The following is a 13,063-nucleotide window of genomic DNA, read 5'->3' as shown; positions in this document are numbered from 1 at the left end:
ACAGACCAACCTACAGGGGGTCAATTTTGGACGCCGATCCCCCGGCTTAGGGGGGCAATATTGCAGGCCGAATGACAGCCAAGCCCGCTCAGTTCGCTAGGAAGCGAACTAATTTCGTCTCGCTACCTGCACAATTGACTTCAATGGGCTCCATTCGGTGCGGAGCCGAATAAGGCCCTCTGGTCTTGTTCGACTGTGACCCTAACGCTTTCAACAGTTGCGTCTCGGTTCGCCCTGTTCACCATAGTGCATCGCCTTCAGGCTCCGTCTGAATGGTGCTGTAGAACTCGCTTGAGCTTGCAACCCCGATCACGCTGTCAAGCATGCGAAGTTCCTTGGGCAACAAATTGTGGGTCGGGCAGCCAAACCTCGAACGTCATAGCCGCGGCACTGAGATCCGGCATGCGGACCTGGCCACCTTGAGCTTCGATCACCGATCGCAGAGAATCAGCGCCGAGTGCGGCGGTCGCTCTTGCTTCCTCTTCGTAGTGAGACACGACGTCGAGCGGAGGATAAGTCGGCAACCTTCGCTCCGCGATCGAAAGCTGAAGCCTGACGCCCCGTTGCTCTGCAGCAACGCTGACCTCGACTGAGCGATCCACTGGCTTCTTCCGAAGTAAATAGAAAAGTATCGACTTCAAAACGAACTCGATCGCCTTTTGTTCGGCAAGCACAATTGGCGTACCGCTTACGTCGCTTCTAACCTGCCGGCGATCATCTTCCGGCAGCTCACCCAGAACTTCATCGAGCATGTGGGCAAGGTTCAGTGGAGCACGCGCCTCGTCCGGATTGCGCTTGTCCACCAAGCTTCCGATCAGTCGTTCATACGTGATATCGGCCTTTCCGAGCTGCTTAAGAGCCTTGTCTATAATGTCGTCAACCCGGGGCCGAACGTCGTCGTTGGCCAGCAAGCTGGTCACCCGGCTTACCAAGCGGCCAGCAATCATCAGCGGGACGCGGGTCTGTTGGGCGACATCATGGACCGTCTCGCGAAGATAGCGCCGCTCGATGTTCCAATCCTGCTGAACCGTGTCCGTGAGCAACCAAATTTTATGATCATATTCATCGCTTGGCTGGCGCAAAGATGCAATCACTGGTCGAGGTGAACCTTTGACATCCCGAAGTACAATGTGTCGTTCGTTGGTCAAACCGCGTTCCGTGAGTACATCTTCGCATTTGGGCGTCGCGAACTGAACGAATGGCCGTCCTTGCAAATCCTCCTTTCGGCTGCCAAGCAAGATCTGAGCTGCTTTGTTCAAGTCTCGAATCCGGCCCATGGCGTCGACGACCACCGCCCCCTGATCGGTGAGATCGAGAATATTTTCGGTGAGATGAGCTTGGAACATTCGATCCAGTGTACGAGTGAGTTCTGCCACCACGGCCAGCGCGCCTTCCAGATCAGTCCCATGAAAGGCGTGTGTTGAGGTGTCTTCAATGTTCAGCATCCAGGAAATTGTGCCATCAAGTCGGATGGGTATGCACAGCGATGATCGCGATCGTTCGTATAGTTGGATGTACGGATACGGCGCGTTCGGATCCTTTGTGTCGTCGATGACGCGATGCGTTTCATCGCGTAGCGCCCGGCCCATGAGCCCTTCAGTGAATGACTGACGATAGTCTGGCGGCAACGTGAAACCATCGCTAGTTCGGCCGGATTGCTCAAGAAACTCGAATTGCTTCTTAAGGTGATTTACCTTGAACAACGATACGTGCTCCCAATCGAACATCATGGCCAGCCGGTGGGCGGCGATTTGGGCGAGTTCACGTTGACTTCTGGTTTCAGCGAAGCACGAGATGGTCTCCCGTACGAGCTGTGCCAATCGCTGGCGGTGCCACTCCCCTGCCATGCGGAGGGCCTGTTCCACAGGCAGCGACCTCAGGATGTTGTACTCATTAATTCCATATCGGCCGCGCTCGCGTGACAGCAGGGTAAGGACCGTCGTAACTTTGCTATCTTGCTTAACAGGAAGGGCGATGAAGGATTTGATGCCATCGGCGATCAGGCGCTGGATGATCTGACGCTGCCGCACTTCAGCGCCGGCTTTGAACTTATCGAGATAGGACTCGAGATCCGGCGCCCACGGCTGGTCATACAGCATCCATTGTACGAACTCCGGATGTGCTTCGGACCATCGCGCCTCGCCCGCATACTGCGCCGCAGGAGAAGTCAGTAGCCGCCGATAGAACTTCATTGAATCTGAATAAATGCTAACAACAGCCAGATCGAACGGAAGAACGGATTTCAGCGTGTCAAAGACCCCCCTGATGAGCGCCTTTGGCTCACGGTAACGTTCGCACGCTTGATAGATGTCATCGCGTGCACGCTCCATAGCCAACGACCTAAAAAAGACCAGGGCTCCAATTTGTCGATGTTGAGGGCTAAACTCGGGTACCGCCGAGACCTCAATTGGTATCTCACCTCGAGTCGAATCCAGAATGTGGAAGGTCGCTACATGACCGCCGCGGCTGCCGTAGATCGAATCGATGAAAGCATTCAGGCGATCGCGCTCGCCTTCTGGAACGAGTTGCCCAACCTGCTTTCCGACCAGACTATTCGCGGAATTGCCGACTTGCTCGGAGCCACAACGGTTGACAAACTGGACCACCCTGTTCGCGTCGATACGAGCAATCCCGAACGGTGCGTTCTCGAAGCCAGCGATTTGTGCGGCGACGTAGGCGCGAATATCACCGATTAAAGCATAGTGCGACACCGGGCCAGAGTAAGTTCCAATCGGTCCGAATTCGGCGTTGACGGGAATATCAGCCGCAACACCGTGCAAGGTGAGACGGAATGGCCCCGTACGCGTTTTAACCGCGAGTGCTTCTTCGACCTGTTCGGTTTCAAGGAAGCCGTCCGCCAGTCGCTGGCCGATTAAGTGCGGGCTGAATTCCAGTAGCGCTTCGTTGGCGTAGATCACGGTTCCTGTCGGGCTGAGCTCCGCATAGCCGCGCGCGCAGGTCTTCAGAACTGTTTCGTAGATGCACGAGGTCTCATTAAGGGCTGCTGCAAAGACGGAATCGATGAGCTGCCACGTCATGAGTATTTGGTCGGGACTATCGTTCTGGCGGAGTATCTCTTCCTTGGCTGAGGCGCATTCTTCTAGGAACTGAGCGACTGTGTACGACCTATTGCGAAGTGCAGAGATTGCAGCTCGCACGGCCACTTCTGGTGGTTCACCTTGGGCGACGCCCCGGAGCGCGTGGGCAACGCTGCGTCCAAGATCGTCTCTCGCAACGTTCGCAATAAGCATCTGAGCACCCAGCGCGTCGCAATGGGCCAGGCTGAAGTGTAAGACCATTTCGAATGTGGGGATTGTGATCCATTTCACACTGGGTTGCAAAAGAGTTGCGCGTCAACTATAGCAGCTTCCTTGTCGTTGAAGTCACGCGGTTATGATGGGCTTTCCGCCGTCGGCATGTGAGACCGCTTGCCGAGTTCTCTCTGCAAACTATGGAGCGCGTTCAATGGTAGCTAAGATGATATCAGTTGTCTGTTAGAGAATTTGACGCCCGCCATTTGGAGCTTCGATGTTTGGTGCTGAAGCTGGGAGGGACGCACATGCTGAAATAGTTGAGTGTCCCAATCAGCCTGAGGCCAGGCTTTTCCATAACATCAGATTTGCGACGATAATATCGCGCGGAGCGGCATCACCAAAGACCGCAGCACGCTCAGCATTCACTCGCGGCACATTGTTGCGACTGCAGCCGGATCATTGATATTGTTGCCGGCGCCCGGTTCGCGACGCCGCGTCAAGCAACAACAAATCGGCATTGGAACAAGCGGTGAAGTTCATGCTTATGCTCGCAGTCGCGCGGCCGTCAGCATAGCTGCTACCTCTGAGCTGCTTGCTGGCTTCTGCGTGGCCCTGACTGCCTCCCTTAAAAACGAGACCTCTGCTTCTACGAGTGTATCTGCCCTTCGGCCGTCAACTCGGTCGTTAAGTTGTCCGAGGATAATTTCACCAAAATCCGCAACACCGTCCTTGCCGGCTGATCGCTGTGCAGAGCTCTCAATGGTCAGCCCCTTTCTGAATGATGCGGTGGGGCCTCGCGTGTGGTTACCCGGCCGCTTAATGGAATTGCTCACGTCGCCCCACTTCGTCTGATAGACTGCAAGGGCGATTAGCTTGTCCTGTTCTGTAAGATCTGGAGAAAGCAGAATCTCGGATTGCAGTTTCTGAAACTCCGCTTCGGCTTCGCTGAGCCGATTGCCAGTGAGATGTGGAACGACTTTGAGCCACTGCTGGTGTAGGGGAAGGGTCGTGAGAAGGTTCGCTTGCGCCCGCGTTTCCAGGCGTTCTACGGCAAGTACGCAATAGTCGAATTCAGTTACGGGTCTCGTTCGTTCCGCATCGCTGTGCCTTAGTCGTCCTTCAATCATCCATAGGTCATCAAGAGTTCGGTCACCCATTGCAGCCCCTGCGAACACCCGATAACCGCTACCATGGTCCAGCGATGATCCATCGAGGTGACCCAGGAGGAACTCTACCCCTTTGAGACCGATAACACTCCCGAGCCTCGCATAAACGGCTTTTGCGATCTCCAAGCTCTCCCCAATGGCTGAGCCCGCGATGTGTCCTCCAATTTCGCTTATGAGATCGAGCAGGGCTGCTGCGAAGTCCTGATGCACGACTCGAAAGAGGCCGCAAAACATAGACAAGCCATCTGCATTCACCGGGACATAGCGAAGCGCATAGACATTTTCCATAGGCACCCAACCAAGATCATCGGCATCCATTCCAAGTGCCTGCTTGAGTCGCTGATTGTTTAAGAAGAATGGCTGTGCACGTTTCTGTCCGCCCTGACTAAACTCAGACAGGATAATGCCAACAGGAAGAAAGTTCCTAAAATACTCCCCCCCATTTTTAAGATGTAGTTCAGCGATCCGAATGCTCACGTAACTTGACTCGGCCTCGAACGCTTGACCGCTGATCGAGCCCGGCTTCGGGTCGTCCTTTACCCGGCCATTTGGGATCGCCCTATAGAATTGGCGGGTTGGCGGACGTGCTTGAAACCAATTGATCCACTCATGAACTGTTTCAAAGGCTTTCATGATCGGCTCCGTCTAAGCGCTTCGGCGCCACCAATCGTCTGTTTGCATAATCAGTATCGATGACACCCAGATTGGACTGGTGCGGCGCTCCGGATCATTATGTAAAGACTCACAAGCGTCCCGGTAGGCCTTCGCGATCGACTGCTCGCTGAGAAGCAATTTCTGGTAGAAAACCTCTGCGAACTTTGCTGCCATTTCGTCCTCGACGTCCCAGCGAAAACCGAAAACATCGGGGATTCCATTCGTGACAAGGTTCTGTACCGCGCGACAGGACCCTCCTCGGCAAGAGGAGAGATATACGAAACGCACGTCGGCGGCGCCGCACCATTGCGCAAATGCGCTCACCGGTAACGCCGACAGCGCATACGGCTTTTGCCCTGGCACTATGAGAAAAGTCTGATCAGTGTCGGTAGTCAGTGAATGACCGGCGAAATGGACGCAGTCGAATTGTCTTGTCTCAAGTATATGGCGAAGGCCATCAACGAAAATCGTGTTATCATTTTTGCGCGGGAAATATTCGACAACAATCTTGCCCGAATGCCAGCTGTGCCCGTCGATCTGTTTGCGGAATAGCTCCTCTTCCAACTCAAGATTCTTCAGAGGTTCAAATTCGAACCAATTGCTGTGTCCGAGCGGTTCGCCCTTCTCGTCAACAATCTGCGCAGTGCCGTCAACCTGAGCTCGAACAAAAAGAATGTTAAGATCTCTGCTCAGCTGTGCGCGGCGGTTATCATTGTTTGGGCGAACGCCGGAAGCTATGAGAAGTCGGCGTGTCAATGGCGAGCGAATCCTGATGAAGCTCTCGGTTGTTGCATCATAGAGTGCCTCAAATGGAGCTGAAAATAGGCTATCTCCGATGTGAAACCGAAAATGGAGGCCCAGTAGGCCGGCAGGTCTCTGGATATATTCCTGAAGAAGTCCCTCGCCAAGAACACCGCGCACGAGATTGTCGTAGAGGGCCATGCCCGCCTGTTTAAGATGATCTCGCCACGCGGGCACAGCGCGCGTCTTTTTGCACCCCGCCTCCTCAACCGTCTCAAACATCCGCCAAGTGCGGAAGCTGTCGGCGGTACTGCGGACCGAGTTGTAGTTTGGAACGGGCACTTCCCGATTCTGTTCGCGCCCGCCGTCGAGGATTCTCAGCTTGCTGAGGCGATCACCGATCTCAATTTCGACGGTTACATCGGATGAACGCGGCCCCTCACTGTCAACGCCGAGTTTAATCAGGACCGCACGTAGGCTCCCGAGTAGAAAGTCCCTTGTATAAAGCGCATAGCATAGTTCGCTACTTGCGCAATAAGCTTCAATGGCTTCCATTCGGTGCGACAGCAGGACGAGACATTTGGTTTTACTCGTCGCCAATTCTTTTAGCAGTCGTAGCGTCGGATCGCCGCATTCCCCATCAGCTGACTCCCCACAAGAAGGAGTAGTCGCCTCAATAACAAGGAGATCGATCGATCGTCGTGGTCTTCGTAGAGCCAGCAGCGTGGCGTCTGTCGTCTTGAGTTGAGGCAGTACCGTGCGGCACAAAGCATTGCCTTCCAGCGGCTCAAGAAATTCTGCCTGTATTGTACTGTAGAGCTCGCTTGAGCTTGTGACCACGATCACGTTGTCAAGCATGTGAGCCTCCTGAGCATCGGACTGTTGGATCGGGCAACCAAACCTCGAACGTCATGGTCGCCGCGCTCGGATCCGGTATGCGCACTTGGCCGCCCTGGGACTCGATCGCGGAACGCAGCGAATCCGGGGCGAGCGCCGCCGTGGCTCTCGCCTCTTCTTCGAAGCGGGACACAACGTCCAGTGGGGATGACGTTGTCGGCGCTTTTCGGGCCGCTATCGATAGATGTAACCTGACGCCTTTGGGTTCTGCCGCAACGCTGACTTCGACTGAGCGCTCCACCGGCTTCTTGCGAAGTAGGTAGAAAAGTATCGACTTCAGAACGAACTCGACAGCCTTTTGTTCGGCAAGGACAATCGGCGTCCCACTAACATCACTTCTAACCTGGAGGCGATCGTCGTCCGGCAGCTCACTTAGGACCTCGTCAAGCATGTGGGCAAGGTTCAATGGAGTGCGAGGCTCATCGAGGCTACGCTTACCAACTAAGCCTCCAACTAGCCGCTCATACGTGATGTCAGCCTTTCCGAGTTGCTTGAGAGCCTTGCTTATGATTTCTTCAATGCGGGGATGAACCTCGTCGTCAGCTAACAGATGAGCCAACCGGCTTACCAAACGACCAGCAATCATGAGTGGAACGCGGGTCTGCTGCGCGACATCATGAACAGCCTCGCGAAGATACCGCCGCTCGATGTTCCAATCTTGCTGGGCGGTGTCGGTAAGCAGCCAGATCTTGTGATCGTAGTCATCGCTTGGCACGCGCAATGACGCGATCACCGGCCGACATGCGGCATTCACATCGCGAAGTACTAAATGCCGTTCGGTAGTCAAGCTGCGTTCCGCAAGCACATCCTCGCTTCGGGGCGTGGCAAACTCTACAAATGGCCGCCCTTGAAGGGTCTGCTTTGGTGCGCCGAGTAAGACCTCAGCGGCTTTGTTCAGGTCACGAATCCTGCCCATAGCGTCGATGACTACCGCGCCTTGATCGGTGAGGTTAAGAATGTTTTCGGTAAGGTGGGCCTGGAAGAGGCGATCAAGGGTGCGAGAGAGCTCCGCCACAATGGCTAGTAAGCCCTGCAGGTCGGTTCCGTGAAACGCGTGCGTGGCCGTGTCCTCAATATTCAACATCCAAGAAATTGTGCCTTCAAGTCGGATGGGTATGCAGAGCGACGACCGTGAACGTTCATGCAGTCGGACGTAGGGATACGGTAGGGTCAGTTCGTACGTATCATCAATGGAACGATGCGTTTCATCACGCAGGGCCTGACCCATCAATCCTTCCGTGAAGGATTGTCGATAGTCCGTTGGTAATGCGAAGCCGCTGCAGGGCGTTTCGGAGTGCTCGAGGAGCTCAAATTGCTGCTTGAGGTGGTTCGCCTTGAATAATGAGACATGCTCCCAGTCGAACATCATTGCCAATTGGCGGGTGGCGATGTGGGCAAGCTCTCGGTGGCTTTTTGCCTCGGCGAAGCACGGTACGGTCTCACGTACAAGTTGCGCCAATCGCTGACGGTGCCACTCGCCTGCCATGCGCAACGCCTGTTCTACGGGTAGCGATCTCAGATTATCGTAGTCTTTTGCTCCATATCGACCACGCTCGCGTGACAACAAAGTAAGGACCGTCGTAACTTGGTTGTCTTGCCTAACGGGCAAACAGATGAACGATTTGATGCCATCCGCGATCATGCGTTTAACGATCGGACGCTGTCGAACTTCGGCGCCGGTTGTGAACTTATCAAAGTAGGATTCAAGATCTGACGCCCATGGCTGCTCATACAAGATCCATTGCGCGAACTCTGGAGGGATTTCGGACCATCGCGTTTCGTCGGGGCCCTTTTGAGGAGGAGATGTCTGCAAACGCCGATAGTATTTCATCGAGTCGGAATAGATGCCGAAGATGGCGAGATCGAACGGAATGACGCGTTTCAATATGTCAAAAAGCCTGCTGATGAGCGTCTTTGAGTCGCGATATCGTTCACATGCTTCATAGATGTCCGCGCGTGCTCGGTCCAATTCCAAAGATCTAAAGAAGACAAGAGTCCCGATTTGGCGATGTTGGGGGGCGAATTCAGGTACTGCCGAGACCTCGATGGGCACTTCGCCCCGCTTCGGATGCAAGATGTGAAATGTTGCGACAGGGCCGTCGGGGCTCCGGTGTATCGGATCGATGAAGGTCTCCAAGCAGCCGCACTCTCGTTCGGCAACGAGCTCCGCGACGCGTCTTCCTACCAAATGACTTGCAGGTTCACCAAGTTGCTCTGAGCCGCTTTGGTTGACGAACTGAACTGCCCCCCCTGCATCGACACGAGCTATCCCAAAAGGAGCGCTTTGGAAGCCGGTAATTTGAGCGGCGACGTAAGCGCGGATATCCCCGATCAGAGCATAGTGTGACACTGGGCCAGCTCGAATTGGCCCAAATTCAACATTGACGGGAATTTGCTTCGCAAGGCAGCGAAGAGTGAAACGAAATGGTCCAGTACGTCTTGCGGTTGCGAGCGCCTCGTTGACTTGGTCCGCTTCCAGGAAGACGTCCGCCAATCGTCGACCGATTAAGTCCGGACAAAACTCTAATAGCGCGTCGTTGGCGTAGATCACTGTTCCAGTCGGACCGAGCTCCACGTATCCTCGGGCGCAGGTCTTCAGAACTGTCTCGTGGATGCACGCAGTCTCACGAAGCGCTGCTGCAGCGACGGAATCGATGAGCTGCCACACCTTGATTATATGGTCGGAACAATCGGCCTGGCGAAGCACCGCGTCTTTGGCTGAAGCGCATTCTTCTAGGAGCTGAGCGACGGTGTAAGATGCGTTGCGCAGGGCGGAGATTGCAATGCGTGCCGCAGTTTCTGACGGCCCACCTTGGATTATGTCTTGGAGGGCGTCAGCGATGCTCTGTCTGGCATAATCTTTCGCAGGGTACGCGGCAACCATTCGAGCCCCCCACGGGATTGCAACGGGCAGGCTAACATGTAGGCCACTTTGCACGCTGAGGGTGTGATCTATTTCACACGAGGTTGTAGAAGAAGGGGGAATAAGTAGGTCAGCACGATTGTCGTTGACGCTGGAGAAGCTTCCCTGCCGATGGGAGCATGCGCTCGCGTACCAATTCCTTCGGGAGGCAAGGTGCAGTGCCCGCCTTGTACTTCACTATAGACGGACAACCCAACCAAAGAGCTGGCGATCGGAAAAGTGACGCGAGAGGATGCAAAAGTGGCCTTGATTGAGTGCTACTCGCCGCAATGTGTCACTCAGCCAGACGGCGGTCCGCCGTTGGCCGAGTTCTTCCATAACAACGCGTACGCGAACTGAGCGAGTGACCTTGAGCTGCTGACAAGTATCTGAGGTCGGGTGAGCTATCCGAGCAAGCGCTGACCTGTCTCGCCCTCACTGGATACTGTCCGTGTCGGGCCCGAAGCCGAACCATCGCAACAAGCACGGGATGTTCGATCTGCGGGCGCGTCAAACTAGTAGAAACATTGACTCACGTTAAAGTAATGCGGCGGCGACAGTGCTTGCGACTTCATCACGCTTCTCGGCGGCCTGGCCGCTAGCGGCGCGGGCCTCGCGCATGTCTATTCGATCAGGATCAGACCAGGAGGGAGTGAATCGTCGTATAGACTTGCCCGATCGGATCGTCCGATCGGAACGAAACCTTTGATTTTTGCGGTCTGTAGCGCAGGAACGCCGGATTTCTCCAGTTTGCTGGCAATCAGGCCGCGCAAAGACATGGGTAGATCCAGACTCCGATCGTCGACAACGCGCGCGGCTCGGAGGAACAGAATCTGCAGGTCGAGCAACTCCGGCGTAGTCCAATCGAAGTGCTGAAAAGCCTGATACGCGTGCTCGACGAGATCGGGCGAGACGACAGTCTCCGGCCCTGCGTAGAGCGGAGTGCGGTTGAGCAGGAGACCGAGCGCCGCAAGATAAGGAGCGCAGTGCCGCTTGGCCCGTGCAAGCGTCACCGCGATGTCGCAGAGGCAACGCACCAGTTCCGCCTTGGTATCGTGGTGGATCAGTTCCAGGGATCCAGCCAGACGCACGAGTTCGTCGGGCGCTCTGCCGCTGCGGATCCTCTCGATCTCTCCGGCCATAAGCCTGGTCTGGCGTTCGCGCGTGAGCCCGCCCGCTACCCGGCGCCAGAGGATGTATTCCTGGCTCTTGATGCGCCGACCAGGAAAACACGGGCCATCATCGTGCACCCGCCACAGGGCATCGATACGAAGGTCGTCCCGGACAACGCCGAAGCCCGGGCGCAGCAGGAATCCAGCCATGATGAGCCAAGCCTCTTCGTGGTCCGCGGAACGTCGTCTGTCGTCCCGCCGCTCCTCAAGCGCAGGCCAAAGGGCGCGCAGCAGGGGCCCGTTCCATTCACCTCTGGCAGACGCGAGGATGCGCTCCATACCCTTGAGGCTCGTGGCAGCAGTAATCTTGTTCTTTTTGTTGCTATTGGCAGGCTGGGCGAACACGATCCCGATCTGCCTGCGTGCCGTTTCCAGCGCGTCCGCTGAAGCGTTTGGTTCAATCGGAGCGTGTGCCTCCCGCGCCCGCCCCGCACCGGGCGCGCCCGCGACGCCTTGGACATGCTCGCGCATGTTGAATTCGAGCGGCCAGGACCGCTGGACGGCGGGATCGATGCTGACGCACGAGACGTGGAGTAACCCCAGCGCATTCATCCGCGCCGTCAGACCGACGGACAACATCCCGCCCGCTTCCGGACCGGATAGCTCAGCCGTACTGACGATGGTCTGGAGCGGGGGCAACGCGTGAAATTCGCCTTCGGACCAGGAAACGATGTCTCCGGCCCGGCTGACGCTCTTCCGGGTTGAGGAATAAGCCTGGAAGCGCACCAGCTGATCGGTGCGGAGCTTAAGCCCAAGATCAGTGATCTCAAAAAGCTGCGACGGCGCTGCACCCTGAGGAAGAACGCACACGAGTGGCGGGCGCACAGTCTGGCGATCCGTTGCCTGTATCCCCTCCACTTCGAGAAAGATCGCAGCGGCCGCCCCAGCGGCGATGCGACCCGAACGGTGGTGGAGAAGGGCACCAAATCGCGCGGCTCCGCGCGCCACCGCCAGATCCGGCTCCTCATTCTCCAGAACCTGGGGTAAGAAGCCGTCCTGCCAACCTCTGATCTGCTCGCGGAGTCTTTGTCGTAGGAGCGGCGGTCGGACGGATCCGCCGTTGAACAGGACAGCATCAATGCGCGGGCGATCGTTGAGGAATTCGGCAAGGTGTCGGGTTATCGCGCTGTCGGCAGGATAAGGAAGCCCCCATTCCCTCAGTGCCGCGTGCGTCCGGTACGGCCGCGCCGCCGCGTCGCAGAAGGGAAAAAATCCGTCCAGCAATAGGCTCTCGATTTCCGCCCGCATCACCGTCGCTGTCTGCGAGCCGCCGACCATCCCCGACCCGCGACCGGCCAGTGCAATAACGAACCGCTCATCCGGCACCCCCGTAGCGGCGAGCGCGAGCTCTTTCAGATGACGGCAGGCGGCGACGAGCTGATCCCATTGCGGGCCGGAAAGCCGGCCGCCAGCCCCAGCAAGCCGCGGCTCTAGGAAATGGGCGACGGCAAGGTCGATATTGTCGCCGCCGAGCAGCGTATGCTCGCTCACCGCGACACGCCTGATGTCAGGGTCCGGCGTTAGCTCGTTCAGGCGAACTTCAAAAATACTGAAATCCGACGTTCCGCCGCCGATATCGATAACCAACACGTGTCGCAGCCCGGCATCGCCGTAGTCGGGCCGCTGCCATAATTCGCGCGCTGGGTCGTGGCTTTCCAGCCAGCAATAGAACGCAGCCTGTGGCTCTTCGAGCAGTCGCGCATCACCGGGGAAGCCCGCTTCCTCTGCGGCGGTAATCGTCAGTCGCTGCGCCGCCGCATCGAAGGAAGCCGGGACGGTAATCGTGATGTCCTGATCATCGAACGCAAAGCCGGCCCGGGCAAACCGGCTGTTCCAGATCCCCCGCAAATAGTTCAGAATCAGTGCCGAGGCGCGTACCGGCGAGATTTTCTGCTCACGTGCCAGAACCGTTGATCCCCATGGCAGAAAGGGTGCCAACCGGTCGGCGGCGTGATGGCAAAGCCACGACTTCGCGGAATGAACGACCCGTCCGGGCGCTTCGCGTGCCTTTATGCGTGCAAAAAGGCCGACGATCCATTGTCCGGCTCCGACCTCCTCACCGCGGAAGTGTGCCGCGACCGCTTCCTCTGGCAGGTACAGGAAAGAAGGTAGCGTTGGCTTCTCGGTCAGACTCGCCAGGCCTTCCCATTGCGGGACGAGAAGGACTTCTGGCGTCCCCTCGCCGACCAGTGGCGCGAATGCGAGTGCGGAGTTGGTCGTGCCGAGATCAATACCGATGGCGAAGCGGGCGCGGTCTTTCGTCAAGAATTACCTCCA

The 13,063-nt window shown here is 56.7% G+C and carries 5 protein-coding genes; all 5 read right to left on the bottom strand.

The window, feature by feature from the left end:
* Window positions 1-317: 317 nt before the first annotated feature.
* On the bottom strand, window positions 318-3,038 hold the full coding sequence (locus Q3C01_RS15045) for a PAS domain-containing protein (RefSeq protein WP_458146106.1): 2,721 nt from the start codon (window positions 3,036-3,038) through the stop codon (window positions 318-320).
* A 758-nt stretch (window positions 3,039-3,796) separates the two neighbouring features.
* Window positions 3,797-5,053 (bottom strand): hypothetical protein, encoded by a 1,257-nt coding sequence (locus tag Q3C01_RS15040; RefSeq protein ID WP_458146105.1) that lies wholly within the window; start codon window positions 5,051-5,053, stop codon window positions 3,797-3,799.
* Window positions 5,054-5,065: 12 nt separating this feature from the next.
* On the bottom strand, window positions 5,066-6,673 hold the full coding sequence (locus Q3C01_RS15035) for a CHAT domain-containing protein (RefSeq protein WP_458146104.1): 1,608 nt from the start codon (window positions 6,671-6,673) through the stop codon (window positions 5,066-5,068).
* Complete coding sequence (locus Q3C01_RS15030) at window positions 6,666-9,596, bottom strand: PAS domain-containing protein (RefSeq protein WP_458146103.1); 2,931 nt, start codon at window positions 9,594-9,596, stop codon at window positions 6,666-6,668. Before Q3C01_RS15030 ends, Q3C01_RS15035 begins: the two co-directional genes overlap by 8 nt.
* A gap of 641 nt (window positions 9,597-10,237) precedes the next feature.
* Window positions 10,238-13,051 (bottom strand): hsp70 family protein, encoded by a 2,814-nt coding sequence (locus Q3C01_RS15025; RefSeq protein ID WP_458146102.1) that lies wholly within the window; start codon window positions 13,049-13,051, stop codon window positions 10,238-10,240.
* Window positions 13,052-13,063 lie beyond the last annotated feature (12 nt).

The sequence above is a fragment of the Bradyrhizobium sp. UFLA05-109 genome, from assembly GCF_054185165.1.
Note: the sequence above shows the minus strand (reverse complement) of the source record. Positions and strands in the feature narration are given on the sequence as shown.